Here is an 18,719-nt window from a genome sequence, read left to right as displayed (position 1 = left end):
ACCAGCGAAACGCCAGCGGCGCGCGCATCAATTGGATGTTCTCGACCGAACAGGCGCGCCTCAAATTGGCCAAAGCCTATCCAAAGCCCACCGCCAAAGAGTCATAATCTCTGTGCACAGGTACTAGTGGTGCGCGACATCGAGGCCAGCCGGCGCTTCTACGGCGCCCTGTTCGAAGTGCTGGGCATCCCGATCGGCGGCGGCGCTGAGGACTATTTCTGGGCCGATGAGCTGTTCGTCTCGAGCCCCGACAGCCGTGCCGCCCAAGGCGTGCTCACCGGCCGCCACCATCTCGCCTTCCAGGGAAGGGACCGCGCCATGGTCGACGCCTTCTTCCAGGCCGGGCTCGCCGCCGGCGGCGAGGACAATGGCGCTCCGAGCGAACGCCGCTACCATCCCGGCTACTACGCCTGCTTCCTGCTCGACCCCGACGGCAACAACATCGAGGCGGTGTTCCACGGTGAGGCCAAGCGGAGCGCGGATGCGGTGGAGATCAGCTTTTAGGCCACCCGGTCTAGGCGCTAGTACGGCTCGGTCACCGAGGTGGCAGATTTATCCGTCACATCCACACCATGCGGAAATGGTGCGTAGTCGTAGATCTCTAGGATGACGGGGTAGGGTGGCCGTCGATCATTTTCGGCAAAGTGTCGAACCAGCTTGATCAGCCTGGGGCCGTCCTGGCCTAACCAGATATCGCTCGCCGCTCCGAAGCCATCCTTTTGCCAGATCGCCGCGTAGTGAAGGAGCTTTCCAGACGTGGAAGATTCTTCAGCGACGAACTTGCAGGAGATAAACCTCGGGCCGAGCCCGTCAACGGTCCGAAAAATTATCGGACCGCCTTTCACCCAACCGGCTGACCCGCGAGGCTTGGTGTAGTATTCACCATCATCGATCCGAAGCTCGCCATGGGGCGTCGTCGATCCGTCGTCCTTCAGTTCGTATTCAGCAATTGAATATTGCCGAGGGCGGTTTTCCCCATCATACGCCTTGTTTACATCGGCGCACGATGGATCCGGCACGCGCTCGCTTCCGTCGTCATATTCGTAAAGCTCTACCGCGGTGGCAAAGGGAAACTGCCACAGTCGATCCGGATAGCGACGTATCATCTTGGAAAGCCTGCGGCTGTCTTCGCTGACCCACAGTTCCGCAGCGGCGGCATAGGGAAACTCGTGCCACGTCGCTGAATAGTGCAGGAGGTTGTCCTCTTTGCCCATCAGCTTGCAGGACGTAAAGACCGGTCCCATTCGGCTCATGGACGAAAAATCTGCCAAGCCATGCGCCAGCCATTTTTCCGAGAAAGAGTAGCGCGTATAGTAATGGCCGTTGACGACGCGGAGGTCTTGGAAAAGCTTAAGCGATCCATCATCTTTCAGCTGATATGTCGTGATGGAATAGTACATCGGCCGGTTGAACTGATCATAAATTCTGGCAACGTCGGCGCAGGAGGGGTCTGGCTTCGGCATTTCCTCGGCCCGAACGATTGAAGCGCCAGCGACAACGGCCAACTGCATGCCCAAAAAATAACGCAGAAATCTCAACACTTGCCCCGAACACCCACAGTTGTTGCTGTCGGCAGACTACACTAGCGTTTCAAGTTCAACCAGAAGGCCGGAAAAAAGACCTGGTGTTGCCAATCAACTCCCGCTCTCGCGTTTTCTGAGGCTTAGCTCCTGCTCCTTTGTTGAAATCGCTTATCGGCTCCGCAGCTCTTCCCGGTAGGCGCTAACCCCCAGCCACAAACGCCGCGATCAGCTTCAGCATATTGCCATCCCGCCCGAACTCTATGGTGTCGAAATCGCGGCTGCCCTGGCGCTGCGCCTTGGAGAGCTGGTCGAGATATTGCGTCAGCTCCGCCCTGACCTTCCTGCAGCCGAGATCGTTCTCGGCGGTGAGGCCGGTGCTGAAGGCGACGATCTTGTTCACCATGTCGACGATGCCGGCGCCGTGCACCTTCTCATGCTCGATCAGCCCGGCGGCGAAGGCATCCCAGCGCGCCTGCAAGGCTGGGCCAAGTTTTCCCGTCGGCTTCGGCAGCGTGTAGGTGATGATCAGCTTCGGCCGTGCCGTCTTAAGCACGCAGGCGCCGCCTTGCGGCTGGTAGTCGCGCTGCCAGGTCAGCTTGAAGTTGGTGTGCGCAATGACGCGACGCTCATTACCGGCACTGTCCTTGCCGATCACCGGTCCCTTGTCGCCGATCGAGAGATAGAGCTGCTCCGCCGTCTGGCCCGAGACGGCATAGGGCTCGATCTTCTCGATAGGCTTCCAGTCGGCGCTTGCCGGCGTGGACAGGAGCAGGGCGGCGAGGAGGAGGACGGGCTTCATGGGGCGAGCCATAGCATCGGGCCTCGTTCGGAAGAAGCGGGCCTACGGATTTTCGGAACCCGTCCGACCTGTCAGCCGTTTCCCTGGGCAATCGTCTCGACCCATGGGGGAGGACAAGATGACCCGCAACGACATCATTTCCGTGCTTGGACCGGTCGACGAGGCCGTCATCGCCGACATCGCGCTCACCGGCGCGAGCCTCGAGGAACTGCGCGAGGCCTTCGCATGGATCGGCGCCGATGAGGCGTTGGTCAATGAAGGCCACGCCATGCCCGGCGCTCGCGTGGCAAAACTGATGGAGATCCTCGAACCGCCCGAGGACGAGCCCGAGACGCCGGGCGCGATGGAGTAGGGCGGCGCTCTATCTCCACCTTTGTAGGGGAGATGCGGCGCCGCGCCGCCTCGCAGTAGGTGTTTTCACCCACTTGTCCCTTGCACACCTCTCGTCATAGCTTCTGCCCCTGCGGTTGGGGGAAAAGCGCTTGGATACCAATGTCGTCATTGTCGGCGCGGGCCCTGCCGGGCTTGCCGTCGCCGCCTGCCTGAAAAAGGCGGGACAGGACTTTATCATATTGGAAAAGGCCAATGAGGTTGCGCCGGCCTGGCGGCGGCATTACCGGCGGCTGCATCTGCATACGGTGAAGTCCTTCTCCTCGCTGCCCTTCGTGCCGTTTCCGAAAAGCCATCCGCGCTACGTGCCGCGCGAAAAAGTGGTCGACTATCTCGATGCCTATGCCGAGCGTTTCGGACTGAGGCCGCGCTTTGGCGTCACGGTGAAATCCATCCGCCGCGACGGCGGGGAACTCCTGGTCGAGACCGATGCCGGTCCATTCAATGCCCGCAAAATTGTCATCGCCACCGGCAACAATGCCCAGCCGATCACGCCGGCCTTCCCGGGCATCGAGGCCTTCAAGGGCAAGGTGCTGCACAGCGCCGCCTATATCGAGGCTGCGCCCTATGTCGGCAAGCATGTGCTGGTCATCGGCATGGGCAATACCGGCGCGGAGATCGCGCTCGACCTCGCAGAGTCCGGTGCGCGACCAACGATCTCGGTGCGCAAGGGCGTCCACATCGTGCCGCGCCAGCTTTTCGGCGTGCCGATCCAGATGGTGGGCATCGCCAGCCGGCCGATGCCGCAGGCGCTGAACGACTGGATGTTTCCGAAGATACTGAACCTGGCGCTGGGCCCGCTGGAGAGATACGGCATCGTGCGGCCAAGAGAGGGCATCCTCGCGCAGATCGATGCGGGACGTATTCCGGTGATCGACGTCGGCACGGTGGCGGCGATCAAGGCCGGTCGGATCGGCATCGCGCCGGATATCGCAAGCTTCACCGCGGGCGGCGTGAAATTCACCGACGGGGCGGAGAAGAATTTCGACGCGGTGATCTTCGCCACCGGCTATCGTCCGGGCTATGATGGTTTCCTGCCTGCGGAACTCAGGCCGGACAAGAGCGGCGTGAATTCCCGCGCGCGAGAGCTCGGTGTCTATCTCGTTGGCTTCTACAACCCGGTCACCGGCCTGCTGCGCGAGATCGGCCTCGAGGCGCAGGCGGTGGCGAAGGACATTGCGCGGCGGTGAGGTTCACGGGGCGCAAATGCCGTAGGCCGAGTTCCTTCGCGCCCCCCTCTGGCCTGCCGGCCATCTCCCCCTCAAGTGGGGAGATTGGCAGCTTTGGCGCCGGTCATCTCCTAGAAACGCTGGCGATTGGCGAAAGGCGGCGTGACAGCCAACCTCCCTCCTTGAGGGGGAGATGTCCGGCAGGACAGAGGGGGGTGCCGCGCGCTGACCTCTGGATGTTTTGTGCCGCGAATGCCTGAATCGGGTGGCGCCCCTCCATCACTCATGCGAAGCATTCCATCAATCAGGAACTGCGCCATGCTCACGCTCTACGACTACCTCCCGTCGCAAAATGCCTGGAAGATTCGCGTCCTGCTCGGCCTGCTCGGCATCGCCTACGAAACCCGCATCGTCTCGATCTTCGAGGGCGAGAGCCACACGGAGGCCTTCCTCAAGCTTAACCCGGCGGGCGCCGTTCCGGTGCTTGCAGTGGAGAATGGCCAGGCGATCGCCGAGTCCAACGCGATCCTCGTCTGCGTCGCGGAGGGCACGCCCTATCTACCGGCAGACCGCCTCTTTCGCGCCAAGGTCATGCAGTGGCTGTTCTTCGAGCAGTATTACGTCGAGCCGGTCATCGGCTCGCTGCGCTTCTGGATGCTGACCGGGCGGCTGGAGCGCAACAAGGCACTGGTCGCAGGCAAGCAAGAGGCGGGCGTGCGAGCACTTGGCGCGCTTGAGCGCAGCCTGCAAGACACACCTTTCCTGGCCGGCGGCTCGCTCACCATCGCCGACATCGCCGTCTATGCCTACGGCCACCGCGCCGAGGATTGCGGGTTTTCGCTTGCCGATTATCCGGCAGTAAGCACTTGGATCGACCGTGTGAGCGCAGCGATCGGCCCGGGCTATCCGGTGCATCCCTACAGCATCGATTCGCATTCGGGCGGGTGAGCGAAGCTCGCTTCCACGAATCCCGGAACAGAAGCCGGGGCAGGACGTTTTGAAAAGCAGTGTGCCGCCGCGTTCGAAGCAAAGCGCCGGCAGTCGCGGCTTGCTTTCCGGCAACAAACGCAATGGAGCCCGCAATGGTTCGCACCATCGCTATCGCTATCCTCGCCACCGGCATTGCCAGCCTGCCCGCCATGGCGGCCGAGGAATATTGGGTTGCCAGGGACGCCGTCTCGAAACAGTGCGAGGTGGTGCCGAAGAAGCCCGACGGGACGCTTGTGGTCGATCTCGGCAAGAAGACATACCCCAGCGAGGCCGACGCCAAGAAGGCGATGGCGGCCTTGCCGGACTGTAACAAGAAGTAGGACTGCCCGGCCGCCTACCGATCCACCATCGACATCCCGCGCTCGGTGTATCTCGGCCCCGACACCTTGTCGGGCGTCAGCGCCATGTCGAGCCCGAGCATTTCGGTGGCGTCGAGCGCGATATCGGCCGCCGCGACATTCTCTTCCAGGTAGCTCCGCCGCTTGGTGCCGGGGATCGGCACGATATCGATGCCGAAATCCGGGCCCTTGGCGAGTAGCCAGGCGATCGCGATCTGGCCGGGCTTCGCGCCCTTGGCGTCGGCGATGTCGCGCACTGTGGCCGCCGCCGCGACATTCAGGTCGAAGTTCTCGCCCTGGTAGCGCGGGTCGCCGCGGCGGAAATCGCCCTCGGGATAGTCTTCCGCGCGCTTGACGTCGCCGGCCAGGAAACCGCGGCCGAGCGGCGCGAACGGCACCAGGCCGATACCCAACTCCTTCAGTGCCGGGATGATCTCGGGCTCGAGGTTGCGCTCCCACAGCGAATATTCGCTCTGCAGCGCTGAGACCGGATGCACGGCATGCGCGCGGCGGATGTTGGCAATGCCCGCTTCCGACAGGCCGAAGAAGCGCACCTTGCCCTGCGTCACCAATTCGCCGACCGCGCCCGCGACATCCTCCATCGGCACGGCGGGATCGACGCGGTGCTGGTAGAGAAGATCAATACGGTCGGTGGCGAGCCGCTGCAGTGAGGCGTCGACCACCTCGCGTATATGCTCGGGCCGGCTGTCGAGGCCGGCCTGCTTGCCGTCGGCGATGCGGAAGCCGAACTTCGTCGCGATCGTCACCCGATCGCGCCGGCCCTTCAGCGCGCGTCCAAGCAGTTCCTCATTGATGAACGGACCATAGACCTCGGCCGTGTCGAGAAAGGTGCAGCCAAGCTCGATCGCCCGGTGCAGCGTCGCGATCGACTCCGCCTCGTCGGCCGGACCGTAGGCCTGGCTCATGCCCATGCAGCCGAGGCCGATGGCCGAGACTTCGAGCCCCTGGCTGCCGAGTTTCTGTCTGCCGAGGCTCATGCTTTCTCTCCGGCCGAATTTGCAATCCGGCTAAATTATAGGGCCGGAAGAGAATGCGTCCAGCGTCAGACGGGGCGGCAAGCGGCGTCGTAGTCGGCAAGCACGCGGTCGACGGCAGCGAGCAGGATGGCCTCGGGATTGCCGGCCGCGCCGAGTTCCGCCGGCAGCGCCGGCAGGAACTGCCGCATCAGCGTCTCGGGAATGGCGACGCCACTCAGCGCTTCGCGCAGGCGGGCGACGGCGACGTTTGCCGTGGGGTTGCTCCAGTAATAGCGGATACGGTCGCTGTAGCTGTAATGCCGCTGCAGATAGAGGCTCGTCTCGTCGCCGTGGTAGTGGCTGCGCCAATGGCCGGGGGCGGCGAGCATCACCCGCTCCATCGCCCGGGCGAGCGAGCGCTCGCCGTAACCGGCGATCATCTCGGACGCCACCAGGTCGAGCTCGTAGAGCGCCTCGCGCAGCGCGAATGTCAGACCTGGTCCCACTTTGAGGATGGGAAAGCCGCTGGCGACAAGCGCCGTCAACGCCGCGCGGCTCTGATAATCCGTCGAATGCGCCTCGTAGACGAGAGCGGTTTCCTGGTCGAGCAGCGCGGTCAGCTGCTTCGACGCCCCCGGCTTGTAGGCGACGACATTCTCGCTTCCGAATTCGACGCCGGGCTGCACCACCACGGCGATGACGCGGCCGAATGCATCCTCCAGCCCCTCGCGGGAAAAAATCGCGCGATGGATATCGATGGTGCGGCGAGCGGCGGTCGCCTCCGTGGGCTTTAGGTCGCTGATGGCATGGTCGGCGCCGCCGGGCACCGGCACCTCGGTGCCGATGATGTAGAGCGGCATGGGGCCGCCGCGCGAGCCCGCCGCCTTTTCCGCCGCCTTGGCCAGCCTCGCGGCCCGCGTGGCGATGGTCTCGTCGTCGAGCGTCGCCGGCTCGCCGGCACAGCCCATCGAGGCATCAAGATGGATCTTGCTGAAGCCGGCCCAGACATAGGCCGTGACCATCGCCTCGGCCTTGCCCATCGCCTGCGCGGCCGGCTCGGCCTTCCACGGATTCGGCCCGAGATGGTCGCCGCCGAAGATGATGCGCGAGGCGTCCAGCCCCTCGCGGCTGGCGACCTCCTTGACGAAGGCGACGAACAGGTCCGGCGTCATGCCGGTATAGCCGCCGAACTGGTTGACCTGGTTGCAGGTCGCCTCGATCAGAAGCGCGGCATCCCTATCGGCGAGGGCGCGCCGGATCGCCGCCTGGATCACCAGCGGATGCGCCGAGCATACCGAAGTGATGCCGTAGGGCGTTCCGTTGCGGCGGGCGGCGGCGAGATCTTGAAGCGGATTGGTCGTCATCGTCATTTGGCCCGATCGGTTGCGGCCCGGTCTGTCCCAAAAATGAAGCGGTCGAGCGCGTCGAAGCCGGCAAGCCCCTCCATCGGCCCACGCCGCGTCACGTTGAGCGCGCCGGCGGCATTGGCGTAGAGCAGCGCCTTGCCGGGCTCGATGCCCTTGCGGCGGCAGGTCAGGTAGGTCGCGCCGAAACAGTCGCCGGCGCCGGTCGGGTCGACCTCCTCGACGAGGAAGCCGGGGCAGTCGGTGCGGCTGCCGTCGGCGCCGAAGCGCGTCGAGCCGGCAGCGCCCCGCTTCAGCACGATCTCGCCGACGCCGCGCGCAATCAGCGCCGCCACCGCCTGCCGCTCGTCGTCGACGCCGGCCGCCGCAAGCAGCTCGTCGCCGGAGGGCAACAGCAGGTCGGCATCGTCGACCAGCGCGGCGAAATGCGCGCCGTCGGCGCCGTCGATCAGCTCCTTGCGCACATTCGGATCGAACGAGGTCGAGCCGCCCCGCGCGCGCGCAGCCTTCACTGCATAGGCGACGATCCCCTTCAGTCCGGCAATCGACAGCGCCGAGCCCATCACATGCAAATGACCGGCTGCGTCGGCCAGCCGTCGTGCTTCGGCTGTTAGGCTGATGCGGCCGGCGGCGGATTCGGCGATGTTGTAGACGAAGTCGCGGCCGCCGTCGGGCCTGTAGCGCACGAAGGCGCTGCCCGTCGGATAGCGGTCGCTGACCGATACCGCCGAAACGTCGACGCCGTCGTGGCGCAACCGTTCGAGGTTGATGGTGCCGAAGTCGTCGCGGCCGACGCAGGCGATGATGCCGGCGCCGCCGCCAAGCCTGGCCACCTGGTCGATGAAGATGGCGGGCGCGCCGCTGGGGTAGGGGCCGGTCAGCTCCAGCGGCTCGAGGAAACCGAGGCCGCGCTCGATGGCCATGATCTCGACCAGGATCTCGCCGGCGACGATCGTCGGCCCGGTCGCTTCGACGGCGATCACGCCTCGGTTCATTCCTGCAATCCCTTCTCCCTCGGCCGGACCGTTGCCGGTGCGCGGCAGTCCACGATAGCGTCGGACTTCGATCGAGGTAAATCGCGGCGATGGAGATGTCAACACAAACTATACGTATGTTCACTTTTGGAAACGCGCGCGATGGCTTTCGCTCTGCACAAAGAAGGGATCGCTTCACGGATTGGCGACAAGAGCCCATACAATGGGGCTTGACTGCGCGATCATGTAGCGCAATAGAATATACACGCATGTTCAGTTTTGCATGCGCATTCGTAAAGGAGGAGACGGAATGCCAATGCGTAGGCTTATGGGAATTCTCGCCGCGGCCACTGCCGCCTCGGCGCTTATGGCGGGCGCTGCGCCCGCCGAGGAAATCACTGTCGCCACGGTCAACAATGGCGACATGATCATCATGCAGAAACTGGCGCCGGAATGGGAAAAGGCCACCGGCAACAAGGTCAACTGGGTGGTGCTGGAAGAGAACGTGCTGCGCGAGCGCGTCACCACCGACATCGCCACCAAGGGCGGCCAGTTCGACGTCATGACCATCGGCGGCTACGAGACGCCGATCTGGGGCAAGGCCGGCTGGCTGACGCCGCTCAACGACCTCGGCGCCGACTATGACTATGACGACCTGATCGCGCCGGTGCGCAGCGGCCTCACCGTCGACGGCAATCTCTATGCCGTGCCGTTCTATGCCGAGAGCTCGTTCACGCTCTACCGCAAGGACCTGTTCGACGCCGCCGGGCTCAAGATGCCGGAGCAGCCGACCTACGACCAGATCACGGAATTCGCCGACAAGCTCACCGACAAGTCGAAGGAGCAGTATGGGCTATGCCTGCGCGGCAAGCCGGGCTGGGGCGAGAACATGGCCTTTGTCGGCACGCTGGTGAATACGTTCGGCGGTCGCTGGTTCGACATGGACTGGAAGCCGCAACTCAATTCCGACGCGTGGAAGAAGGCGATCGGCTGGTATGTCGACACGATGAAGAAGGATGGACCTCCGGGTATCAGCTCCAACGGCTTCAACGAGAACCAGACGCTGTTTGCCTCCGGCCATTGCGCCATGTGGATCGACGCTACGTCCGCCGCGGGCCGCGTCTATGATCCGAAGCAGAGCAAGGTCGCGGATAAGGTCGCCTTCGCCAAGGCGCCGGTCGCGGTCACGCCCAACGGTTCGGCCTGGGGCTGGGCCTGGAGCCTCGCCATTCCGACGTCGACCAAGAAGGCGGACACGGCGAAGTCCTTCGTCAAATGGGCGACCTCGAAAGCCTATGTCCAGCGCGTCGGCGAGACCGAAGGCTGGGTCGCGGCACCGCCGGGAACGCGCAAGTCCACCTATGCCAGCGCGGACTACCAGAAGGCAGCACCCTTCGCCGCGACCGTGCTGGCCGCGATCGAATCCGCCGATCCGACCAAGCAGACCAAGGACCCGGTGCCCTATACCGGCATCCAGTTCGTCGCCATCCCCGAGTTCCAGGGCATCGGCACGCAGGTCGGCCAGGCGATCGCCGCGGCGGTCACCGGCGAGCAGTCGGTGGACGACGCGCTGAACGGCGTCCAGGCCTCCGTCGAGAACACGATGAAGGAAGCGGGCTACATCAAATAGGCGAGCCCGGACAAGCCAAGCCGGGGAGCGGAACGTGCGCCGCCTCCCGGCCATCCGGCCCGTCGCAGAACTCCCTTGCGGCCGGCCGGAGGATGCACGGATCCGCCCAAAGCAATGCCAGGAAAAGTGCGTAGCGGTTTTCCGTCCGGGATTGCGCGAGCAGAGGTGGGTCCGTGCGTTCCTCGTGAGGCGGACCGGGTGCGTGCCTGCGTCCGACTACATTTTCGAAACGCGGAAGAATTGGAACCTGTAATGAAGCTGAAGGACAAAACTGCCCTGATCACCGGCGGCGCGCGCGGCATCGGCCTCGGTTTCGCGCAGGCCTTTATACGCGAAGGCGCGCGTGTGGTGATCGCCGACATCGACATCGAGCGCGCGACACGGGCGGCGGCTGAAATCGGTCCGGCCGCCAGCGCCAAAAAGCTGGATGTCACCGATCTCGCCGCCATCGAGAGTGTCGCGACCGAGGTCGACCGCGAGTTCGGTGGCATCGATATCCTCGTCAACAACGCCGCCATCTTCGACATGGCGCCGATCACCGACATCACCGAACAAAGCTATGAGCGCGTCTTCGACATCAATCTCAAGGGGCCGCTGTTCACGATGAAGGCAGTGGCCAATCTGATGATCAAGCGCGGCCGCGGCGGCAAGATCATCAACATGGCGAGCCAGGCCGGCCGTCGCGGCGAGGCGCTGGTGACACTCTACTGCGCCTCCAAGGCGGCGATCATTTCGGCGACGCAGTCGGCGGCGCTTGCGCTGGTCAAGCACGGCATCAACGTCAACGCCATTGCGCCGGGCGTCGTCGACGGCGAGCATTGGGAGGTGGTCGACGCCCATTTCGCCCGCTGGGAAGGCCTGAAGCCCGGCGAGAAGAAGGCGGCGGTGGCAAAGTCGGTACCGATCGGCCGCTTCGCGCAGCCCGAGGATATTGCCGGGCTGGCCGTGTTCCTCGCCTCGTCCGACAGCGACTACATCCTTGCCCAGACCTACAATGTCGACGGCGGCAACTGGATGAGCTGAGACGTCCGAGCAATTCCAGGAAAAGTGTGAAGCGGTTTTCCGTCCGGAATTGCATCGAAACAAAGACGCAATTCCAGGAAAAGTGTGAAGCGGTTTTCCGTCCGGAATTGCGTCGAAACAAAAACAGTGCGGCTCGCCGTGTCCGAGAAACGGCGAGCCGCACCGAGGAGACGATAATGAAGGCCATTCGATTTGCCGCCGCGGGCGTTGCCGGCATGGCGGATCTCGACATGCCCGGGATCAGGCCAGGCCACGCCTTGCTGCGGGTGGGCGCGGCGGGGCTCTGCCACACCGACATCGATGTGCTGCACGGCCGCTATGGCGCGGGCGCATTCCCGCTGGTGCCCGGTCATGAATATGCCGGCACGATCGAGGCGGTCGCCGAGGATGTGACCTCGGTCAAGCCGGGCGACCGCGTCGCCGTCGATCCCAACATCCCGTGCTGGCACTGCCCGGCTTGCGCAAAAGGTCTCACCAACCTTTGCGCCACGCTGAAAGCTTACGGCGTGACCGAAAATGGCGGCTTTGCGGAATACAGCCTCGTTGCCGTCGATCATCTGCACGGCATCGGCGATCTCGCTTTCGAGACGGCGGCGCTCGCCGAGCCGCTCGCCTGTGTGTTGAACGGCCTTGGGGCGGCCGGTGTCGGGGCGAATGGACAGGTGCCCGGCAATGCCCTTGTCTTCGGCGCTGGGCCGATCGGGCTGCTGATGGCCTTGTCGCTCAAAGCCAGCGGCGTCGCGAAAGTGGCGGTGACCGACATCGGCGAACCGCGTCTTACCTTCGCGGCGTCGCTCGGGCTGGAGCCGCTGGTTTCCGGATCGCATGACCTTGCTGCGGGTGCCCGCGGCTTCGATTTCGTCGCCGACGCCACCGGCGTTGCAAAAGTGGTCGAAGGCATGATCGGGCTCACCGCCGATGGCGGCACGGCACTGGTCTTCGGCGTCTGCGCGCCCGACGCCAGGATCGCGGTCGCTCCGTTCGAGATTTTTCGCCGCCAGATCAGGCTGGCCGGGTCGCATTCGCTCAACCGCAACATCCCGCAGGCGCTGGAGATATTGAGCCGCGACGACGGCACCATGGCGAAGCTGGTCAGCCACCGGCTGCCGCTTGGCGAGGTGCTGCCGTTCTTCGCCAAGGGCGGCGGCAGTCCCGCGACGATGAAGGTCCAGTTCTCGGCCGATGGTTGAACGGGAGAGCACGATTGCCCGCCTTTGCGCCAAGAGGTGACTCAAGTAGACAGTCGTGACGGCGGTACCGACAGGGGCAGACGGATGGCAAAGACGATCAGGACGATGGAGGATTTTTCCGCCTTTGTCGGCCTGTCCCGCACGACGGTCTCGAAATACTTCAACGATCCCGGCTCGGTGCGGCAGAACACGCGCAGCGTCATCGAGGCGGCGCTGAAGAAATCCGACTTCCGTCCCAGCATGTTCGCCGTCAATCTGAACCGCCGCCGCTCAAACATCCTCGGCGTCATCATCCCGAATTCGACCGACCCGTTCTACATGGCGCTGACGCGCCGCATCGAGCTGATCGCCAACGAGGCCGGCTTCCTCGCCTTCGTGCTGTCCTCCGACGGCCGCGCCGAAATGGAGGACCAGGCGATCCAGACCTTCCGCTCGATGAACATCGCCGGCGCCATCATCGCGCCGCTCGGCGTGCGCTCGCATCACCGCATCCTGGCCGAGCTCGGCTCGTCGATTCCGCTGATCTATGTCGACTCGCCGCTCGACGAGACCTCGTCCTTCGTCGGCACCGACAACCGGCAGAGTTTCAGGCTGATCGTCGACTATCTCTGCCGCTCCGGCGAGCCGCCCTGCTACTTCGCCATGCCGCTGGTCAACAACAACGCTTCGGCCAGGCAGGAGGCCTATGTCGAGGCCATGCTCGAGTTCAAGATGACGCCGTCGATCGTGGCGATCGAGGATGCCGGCTCCTGGGATTTCGAGAAGTTCGGCCATGACGAGGCGCTGCGCATCCTGAAGGGGCAGGGGTTCCCGACCGGCACCGTGCTGTGCGCCAACGACCGCATCGCCTTCGGCGTGATCAGCGCCGCCTATGCGCTCGGACTGAAGGTCGGCCATGGCGCCGACTGCGACCTGCGCGTCGCCGGCCATGACGACCATCCCCTGTCGCGCTACGCTTGCCCGCCGATCACCACGGTGGCGCAGAACTACAACGAGATCGGCCGCCTGGCGATCGAGCTGCTGCTGCAGCGCCTGGATGAAAAAGCCCCGGCGGCCAAACGCGACAACGCGCGCGTCCTGCTCAACGCCGAATTGATGCTGCGCCGCTCGGCTTGATCGGTGGCGGCCTCACGGTTGCGCTTGCTTTCCATCAATCGGCCCTATTGGCGGCACAATACTGGCCTTGCTTGGCGGGCGAGGAACGGTTCCGGCGCCGGCCATCTCCTAAAAACGACGGCGATTGGCGAAGGCGAATGCGACATCAAGCCATCGGCAGCATCCGGCGCATAATCAGCGAGGCATGCCCGCCGACACCATGCGCGGCCTCCCGGTGCTCGACCACCTCGAAGCCGTGCTTGCGGTAGAAGGCGATGGCGCGGTCGTTGCCCTCGATCACCTCCAGGGCGATGCTGGGGATGCCGGCATGCGCCGCAAGCACTGCGTGCAGCAGGTCGACCGCCAGACCGCTGCCGAACGCCTGCGACTCGATGTGAAGCCGGTCCAGCATGACGTCGCCCTTTGTGTCCATCGCCGCCATGGCGTAGCCGGCGATCGAACCGTCGTCGCGTTCGGCGACGAAGGACATCTTGTCCTCGTCGTCGAGCTCGGCCGCGAGCTTGTCCGGCGCGTGTCTTTCGTCGGAAAGCCGGGCCGCGGTTTCGTCTCCCATGATTGGCGCATAGGTCCGCCGCCAGGATTGGCCGAGCAGCCGCGACACATCGGCCAGATCGTTCCGCGTCATCGCCCGGATGCGGGTCATGGTCGTCATCCTCGTTGCAATCCGAAGATAGGGCGAAGTGCCGGTCGCGGCCAACCCCGAGCGGGCGGAGAGGGGCGCCGGGCGGAGCGAGGCGGAGGCGGCTGTCTTTACGCCACGCTCGGCGTCGGCAACGCGTCGCGATGGCGTATCTTGCGGCCGAGGATCATCAACTTGCGCGCGGTGTTGTTGCGCAGGCGGCGCAGCCGCCATTCGAGCCCCGTCTCGATGGTGATCCGTTTGGCGTAGATGCTGGAACGCATACCGGCTTTGTCGGTCGCGACCTTCACCGGATCGTCGTAGAAACCGCAGATCTTGTCGGCATCCATGCCGGGTGTCTTCAGCCAGGCGGGAATATAGCTCGAAGCCAGCCGCTCGACGTCGGTCACCACCCGGTTGATGCCGATGCCGGGCGTCGGGCATGTCGTCCAGAACGCGTCGCCGATGGTGACGACGCCGGCGCGGCGATGCTCCCTGGTTGTCGTCAGGCTGACCTGCCGCACCTCGACGGGGCCGGCGACGGCGAAGTTGCCGCATTGCCTGGCGATCTCCGGCATCAGCTCACAAAGCATAGCCTGCGGATTTTCGCGGAACGCCCGCGTCCATTCCTCGGCCACGGTGCGGTAGACGAACATGTTGCCCCGCAAGCGGTTGCCGATCGGGAAAACGCTGAGATAGGCGATACGATCCGCCGGGTTCCTGGCGTAGCAGGTGACGGCCGGATAGGCGCATTCCTGCGGCGTGATCGCGAGGTCGAACCCGATCGACAGCGAATGCGCCTTCGATTCCTCGACGCGCTCGATGCCGACGGCGCGCCGCAGAGCCTCGCTATAGCCGGTGGCCACCACCAGCAGGCGAGCTTCGATGACGGCGCCATTGGTCAGCACCAGGCGCTGCCGGTCCGGCCCGGTCGAAACTTCGACGACCTTACCCACCGTCAGCGGCACTTGCGGAGGCAGGGCTTGCCGCATGCCATTGACCAGCGCGCCATAGGAGAAGGCGAATTCCCATTTCCGTTGGCGCTGGAAAAGCTGGCCGAGGCGGAAGACATGGATGTCGGTCATCGGCGTGACCAGAGGCCTGATGGCGGGACCCAGGCCGAGCTTCTCGAACACCCGCATCTGCTTCATGCCGATCTTCTCGGCCCGGAACTCGTCGTGATGGACCAGATGCGGGTCGATCAGCGCCACCTTGTGGCCGGACTTGCCGAGCACCGCGGCCAGGCTTGTGCCCGCCAGCCCGGCGCCGACGATCGCCACTTCGACTTCGGCCGGACGCGCCAGGGCGGCAGGCGTTTCGCGGCCTTGCGCGGTGCTCATTCTTCTGCTCCAAAATCCACGCGGGCGAATATCAAGAGCAGCGGAAACAATCTCAAGCAACCCAGGCGCGAGCCTGGTAGCAATGAAAAGTTAGGTTAATTCGCGGCCTTTACGTTCTACCGCCCGATAGCCCGCCGCCGAACCGATGGAGGCGGCAGCGGGCCATTGGTGCGACGGGAGTGCTGTCCCGCCGAGCAGGAGACACTGCTCGCCGCGATCTAAATCAGCTTCGCCAAGGATCGCGACTTACGGATTCGTAAGCTCACTCACTCTTATGTTCCCAGGCGCCGCCGGCGTGCAATTCCTGACCTGTGTTATCGTGGTCGAACGCAACTCCTCTCATGCCAGGCGGCGTGACCGGTTTCCCGGCCTCGCGGAACCGCCGGCAGAAGATTATCAATCGCCGCGCGGTGTTGTTGCGCAGGCGGCGCAGGCGCCATTCCAGCCCGGTCTCGGTGGTGATCCGCCTGGCATAGATGCTGGCGCGCATGGCTCTGGCGTCGGCCGCGATCTTGACCGGATCGTCGTAGAAGGCGCGGATCTTGTCGGCCGCCATGCCGGGCGTTTCGAGCCAGGCGGGGATATGCGTCGAGCTGAGGCAATCGACATCGGTGAGCACCCGGTGGATGCCGTCGCCTTGCGCCGGGCACGTCGTGGCGAACGCATCGCCGATGAACACGACGCCGTCGCGGCGATGGCCCTGCGTCGTCGTCAGGCTGACCTGCCTCACTTCGACCTCGCTGGCGACGGCGAAGTTGCCGCATCGCCGGGCGATCTCCGGCATCAGCTCCAGGAGCATCTCTTGCGGGTTCTCGCGGAACGCCCGCACCCACGGATCGGCGACGGTCCGATAGACGAACATGTTCGCCCGCATCCGCTCGCCAATCCGGAAGATGGTAAGAAAGGCAATGCGGTCGGCGACCCGCCTTCCGTAGAAGGTGAGGGACTGGAGGCCGAATTCCCGCGGCGAGATCGCCAGGTCGAAGCCCATCGTCAGCGAATGTGCCTTCGATTCCTCGACGCGCTCGACGCCGATGGCGCGCCGCACCGCCTCGCTGTAGCCGGTGGCCACCACCAGCAGGCGGGCATCGATTACGGAGCCGTCGGTGAGCACCAAGTGCTGCCGGTCCGGTCCGGTCGACACCTCCGCGACCTTGCCGATCGTCAGTGGCACTTCGGCCGGCAGCGCCGCGCGCAGGCCGTTGACCAGCGGCGTATAGGAAAAGGCAAACTCCGAGCCTTGCTTGCGCTCGAACAGCTGGCCGAAGCGGAAGACATGGACGTCGGCCATGGGCGTGACGAGAGACCTGAAGACGGGCCCAAGGCCGAGCTTCTCGAACAGCCCCATTTGCTCCGCGCGGGTTTTTTCGGCCCGGAATTCGTCATGGTGGATACGACGCGGATCGACCAGCGCGATCCTGCGGCCAGCCTTGGCAAGCGACAGCGCCAGCACGGTTCCGGCGAGCCCGGCGCCGACGATGGCCACGTCGACCTCGGTCGGGGCAGGCCGCACGGCGGGCGTTTCGCGGTCCTCTGCGATGCTCATTTTTTGTCTCCGCGGCCCGCAGTCATGGGATCCCGCCGCCGGATCTGTTTCCAGCGTGGCGCCATTGCCGAACCATCTATGAATTCCAGTCCGCCCGCTTCGTTGAGCGTATGCAGCTTGCGGCCGGTCCAGCCGGCACCGGGGTTGAGGATCGTCTCGACGACCTGTTCCATGCCGGTCTCGTCGAGCCGGGTGACGCGTGCGATGCCGAGCGCGGCGCCATAGCTGCGGCGGCAATCCTGCACGGGGCGCAGAAGCTGGCCGTTGCGGCTCACCATGCGGCCCGCCGGCCGCGCCGAGGCGATGTCGATCAGCAACGGGTTCTTCGGATGCGGCGTCCATGGCCCGCGGAAATCCGGAGCCGACCACAGGTGGAGCTGGTCCGAGAAGGCGCCGCCGCCGTCGCGTACCGTGGCGAACATCCACCAGCGTCCGCCATGCTCGACAAGCGTGGCGTCGCTGGCGACGATGTCCGATAGAAGCGTCGCCTCCTTCACCCAGCCGCCGGGGAAAGCGGTGGCGCGGTAGAGGTCGACGCTGCGGTTGGCCGAGCTTTCCGGCACCATCCACATCTCACCGTCGCGCTCGAACACGAAGGGGTAGGAGAGGTGATAGGGCAGTTCCAGCACCGGCTTCGGCTGGCCGGCCGGTCCGTTCGGTCCGAAAGCCACCGCCGAAAGGATCGCCTTGCCGGTGCGGTGGATATAATCCTCGACGAACAGCGTCACCTGGCCGCGATAAAGCACCGGGAACGGGTCGGCGTAGAATCGGCTGCCGTCGTCGGGCAAGTCGCGCCAGCCCGATTGCGGATGGGCGCGCAGCTCGTAGAGATCCTTGCCCCCGGTCTCGCGCCAGCCAACTCGCCAGTGCGGGGCGTTGTAGCAAAGACGGTAGATCTGCTGCACGATGCGCCGCGCCGTCGCCTTGGCCGCCCGCACGCCGAGTTTTGTCGCCGATGGCACGGCAACCGGCGCCGCCTCGGATGACGGTTCGGGCAGCACCGGAAGCGTCGAGCGCGCGGCGCCGTTTGCCGCCGCGGCGATCAGGCTGGCGCTGCGCGCCAGCATGTCCTGGAAGGAAGCCAGCGCAATGCCGTGATATTCGGTGCCGAGCCGCCCCTCGGCGACGGTTGCGCCGTTCTGTTCGAGGCGGGCAAGCGGCGTGCGGCCGTCAAGGATCAGCGCCAGCAGGGCTTCCTCGCCGCAGACGCCGTCATAGGCGAGGCGCCAGACCCGTCTGCCGTGCGGCTCGACATCGCCGATGAGATCGATGGTGAGATCGGCCGGCGCGGACGGCTTCGCATAGCTGGCCAGCGTCGAAAGTGGCACACGCCTGGCCGTCCCATTGGCGGGCAGGCGATGGATCAGCGTCTCAAGCTGGAACAGCGCCTCGGCGCCGCGCGGCACGCCGCCCGCCGCCGGAAGGGCGTCGACCGAAAGCTCCACGCCGGGCAGCAGCGACAGCCGCTCGGCGAGCGCCACATGGAAAGTGCGCACGCAATCGCCGTTCAGACGCAGAGTCAGGCGCATGGCCAATCCCTGGGCGACTCATATCCGTTGCCGGCGGCCCGGCTGGCCAGGTCAAATTCCCGCCGCATGCGCACGATGTCTCCTAACTTTCTGGCTGCACTTAAATTGTACTGCGTCGGTGCAAACTTCGTGCCAGTACGGCATCAATTTAGGAACATAATTAACAGTGTTTTAATCGTTGCCGGGAATAGCTAGGCCAACG

The 18,719-nt window shown here is 64.8% G+C and carries 18 protein-coding genes; 9 read left to right on the top strand and 9 right to left on the bottom strand.

The window, feature by feature from the left end; all coding sequences use genetic code 11:
- Positions 1-78: 78 nt before the first annotated feature.
- A complete protein-coding gene (locus RFM68_RS18215; protein WP_430694882.1) occupies positions 79-504 on the top strand; it encodes a VOC family protein in 426 nt (141 codons plus the stop codon).
- A gap of 17 nt (positions 505-521) precedes the next feature.
- Here RFM68_RS18215 and RFM68_RS18210 read toward each other — a convergent pair whose 3' ends face one another.
- Together RFM68_RS18210 and RFM68_RS18205 are read right to left on the bottom strand one after the other, a co-directional pair.
- A complete protein-coding gene (locus RFM68_RS18210) occupies positions 522-1,538 on the bottom strand; it encodes a hypothetical protein (protein WP_320234372.1) in 1,017 nt (338 codons plus the stop codon).
- 184 nt (positions 1,539-1,722) lie between these two features.
- The gene (locus RFM68_RS18205; protein ID WP_320234371.1) at positions 1,723-2,322 is read right to left on the bottom strand and encodes a DUF922 domain-containing Zn-dependent protease; all 600 of its coding nucleotides are present in this window, start codon (positions 2,320-2,322) and stop codon (positions 1,723-1,725) included.
- A gap of 118 nt (positions 2,323-2,440) precedes the next feature.
- On the opposite strand from RFM68_RS18205, the gene RFM68_RS18200 reads away from it, so the two are divergent.
- From RFM68_RS18200 to RFM68_RS18185, 4 genes are all read left to right on the top strand, one after another.
- Positions 2,441-2,674: a hypothetical protein gene (locus tag RFM68_RS18200; protein ID WP_320234370.1), complete on the top strand. Its 234-nt coding sequence runs from the start codon at positions 2,441-2,443 to the stop codon at positions 2,672-2,674.
- A 130-nt stretch (positions 2,675-2,804) separates the two neighbouring features.
- On the top strand, positions 2,805-3,902 hold the full coding sequence (locus RFM68_RS18195; RefSeq protein WP_320234369.1) for a flavin-containing monooxygenase: 1,098 nt from the start codon (positions 2,805-2,807) through the stop codon (positions 3,900-3,902).
- A gap of 297 nt (positions 3,903-4,199) precedes the next feature.
- Positions 4,200-4,829 carry a glutathione S-transferase family protein gene (locus tag RFM68_RS18190; RefSeq protein ID WP_320234368.1) on the top strand — a complete coding sequence of 210 codons (630 nt, stop codon included), beginning with the start codon at positions 4,200-4,202 and terminating at the stop codon, positions 4,827-4,829.
- 134 nt (positions 4,830-4,963) lie between these two features.
- Positions 4,964-5,191 (top strand): hypothetical protein, encoded by a 228-nt coding sequence (locus RFM68_RS18185; RefSeq protein ID WP_320234367.1) that lies wholly within the window; start codon positions 4,964-4,966, stop codon positions 5,189-5,191.
- Between the two features lie 14 nt (positions 5,192-5,205).
- On the opposite strand, the gene RFM68_RS18180 is transcribed toward RFM68_RS18185, so the two are convergent.
- The 3 genes from RFM68_RS18180 to RFM68_RS18170 all read right to left on the bottom strand — a co-directional run bounded on the left by RFM68_RS18180 (position 5,206) and on the right by RFM68_RS18170 (position 8,545).
- Complete coding sequence (locus tag RFM68_RS18180) at positions 5,206-6,207, bottom strand: aldo/keto reductase (protein WP_320234366.1); 1,002 nt, start codon at positions 6,205-6,207, stop codon at positions 5,206-5,208.
- Between the two features lie 65 nt (positions 6,208-6,272).
- Positions 6,273-7,556 (bottom strand): D-tagatose-bisphosphate aldolase, class II, non-catalytic subunit, encoded by a 1,284-nt coding sequence (locus RFM68_RS18175; RefSeq protein ID WP_320234365.1) that lies wholly within the window; start codon positions 7,554-7,556, stop codon positions 6,273-6,275.
- Positions 7,553-8,545, bottom strand: coding sequence for a tagatose kinase (locus tag RFM68_RS18170; RefSeq protein WP_320234364.1), 993 nt, complete (start codon positions 8,543-8,545; stop codon positions 7,553-7,555). The genes RFM68_RS18175 and RFM68_RS18170 overlap by 4 nt, the downstream gene beginning before the upstream one ends.
- A 295-nt stretch (positions 8,546-8,840) precedes the next feature.
- Between RFM68_RS18170 and RFM68_RS18165 the strand changes: the two genes are divergently transcribed.
- The 4 genes from RFM68_RS18165 (at position 8,841) to RFM68_RS18150 (ending at position 13,483) form a co-directional block, all read left to right on the top strand.
- Positions 8,841-10,154, top strand: coding sequence for an ABC transporter substrate-binding protein (locus tag RFM68_RS18165; protein ID WP_320234363.1), 1,314 nt, complete (start codon positions 8,841-8,843; stop codon positions 10,152-10,154).
- Between the two features lie 252 nt (positions 10,155-10,406).
- Entirely contained in the window at positions 10,407-11,177 is a 771-nt protein-coding gene (locus tag RFM68_RS18160) for an L-iditol 2-dehydrogenase (RefSeq protein ID WP_320234362.1), read from the top strand.
- A gap of 176 nt (positions 11,178-11,353) precedes the next feature.
- Positions 11,354-12,367: a zinc-dependent alcohol dehydrogenase family protein gene (locus RFM68_RS18155; RefSeq protein ID WP_320234361.1), complete on the top strand. Its 1,014-nt coding sequence runs from the start codon at positions 11,354-11,356 to the stop codon at positions 12,365-12,367.
- Positions 12,368-12,472: 105 nt separating this feature from the next.
- A complete protein-coding gene (locus RFM68_RS18150) occupies positions 12,473-13,483 on the top strand; it encodes a LacI family DNA-binding transcriptional regulator (RefSeq protein WP_320234389.1) in 1,011 nt (336 codons plus the stop codon).
- Positions 13,484-13,628: 145 nt separating this feature from the next.
- Here RFM68_RS18150 and RFM68_RS18145 read toward each other — a convergent pair whose 3' ends face one another.
- The 4 genes from RFM68_RS18145 to RFM68_RS18130 all read right to left on the bottom strand — a co-directional run bounded on the left by RFM68_RS18145 (position 13,629) and on the right by RFM68_RS18130 (position 18,517).
- Positions 13,629-14,126, bottom strand: a complete 498-nt coding sequence (locus tag RFM68_RS18145; RefSeq protein WP_320234360.1) for a GNAT family N-acetyltransferase — start codon at positions 14,124-14,126, stop codon at positions 13,629-13,631.
- A 107-nt stretch (positions 14,127-14,233) separates the two neighbouring features.
- A complete protein-coding gene (locus tag RFM68_RS18140; RefSeq protein ID WP_320234359.1) occupies positions 14,234-15,442 on the bottom strand; it encodes an FAD-dependent monooxygenase in 1,209 nt (402 codons plus the stop codon).
- Positions 15,443-15,704: 262 nt separating this feature from the next.
- A complete protein-coding gene (locus RFM68_RS18135; protein WP_320234358.1) occupies positions 15,705-16,988 on the bottom strand; it encodes an FAD-dependent oxidoreductase in 1,284 nt (427 codons plus the stop codon).
- Positions 16,985-18,517, bottom strand: coding sequence for a glucosamine inositolphosphorylceramide transferase family protein (locus tag RFM68_RS18130; protein ID WP_320234357.1), 1,533 nt, complete (start codon positions 18,515-18,517; stop codon positions 16,985-16,987). Before RFM68_RS18130 ends, RFM68_RS18135 begins: the two co-directional genes overlap by 4 nt.
- Positions 18,518-18,719: the final 202 nt, after the last annotated feature.

The sequence above is a fragment of the Mesorhizobium montanum genome (genome assembly GCF_033977145.1).
Taxonomy (GTDB): domain Bacteria; phylum Pseudomonadota; class Alphaproteobacteria; order Rhizobiales; family Rhizobiaceae; genus Mesorhizobium; species Mesorhizobium montanum.
The sequence above is the reverse complement of the archived record's forward strand: the minus strand, read 5'-3'. Positions and strand labels throughout refer to the sequence as shown.